Below are 696 nucleotides of genomic sequence, written 5' to 3' on the forward strand. Positions count from 1 at the left end.
CATATACAATAAAAGAACTGGAAAAAATAATTGAACTAGAAAGACGTGACTACAGTCGACCAGAAATAATAAACATGTTCATCTTTACGTGCTGGACAGGACTCTCTCTTTCGGAAGTAATCGCATTAGCGTGGGAAGATATCGACTTCAACACATACACAGTAAATATTAAACGTGCTTATGTAAGTGACGAATTCAAAGTGCCTAAGGAAGCCTCAAGAACACGCTCTTTTCAATTGTTAAGGCCTGCTATCGATACTTTATTGAAGCAGCATAGATATTCATATACGAACAAACCGATTGAAATCAGTGTAAAGAACAGAAGCAACACACATTCGACATCCTATAAAATCCGACCTATTTTCAAGAACTTCAAATCACAAACAGACGAGCAGCTTTTTAGCAAGCGGTCAGTAGGAACAGCTTATGAAACCTTGTTGAGAGAAGCTAACGTGCGGCATAGAGGCCCAAATCAGTGTCGACATACTTTCGCATCGATGCTAATAACAAAGTATGTACCACTTGGTATTGTTGCTGAAATTATGGGGCACACATCAGAATCGATGCTAAAAAAGCATTATGGAAAAATAATACATGAAGACAGACCTAGCACTGCTAAGTTGATTTCACCATTTTTAGGATTAGAATAAGATTTTAACGTGCTAGGAGGTGCACTAAGGATCCCGTTTTTACCCC

Annotated in this window: 1 protein-coding gene; it reads left to right on the forward strand. The window is 38.4% G+C overall.

What is annotated here, in order from left to right:
• Positions 1-650, forward strand: a 650-nt coding sequence (locus tag A3756_RS21990; protein WP_156490686.1) for a site-specific integrase, incomplete at its 5' end; no start/stop codon positions are given.
• Positions 651-696: the final 46 nt, after the last annotated feature.

The sequence above is a fragment of the Oleiphilus sp. HI0086 genome, from assembly GCF_001635225.1.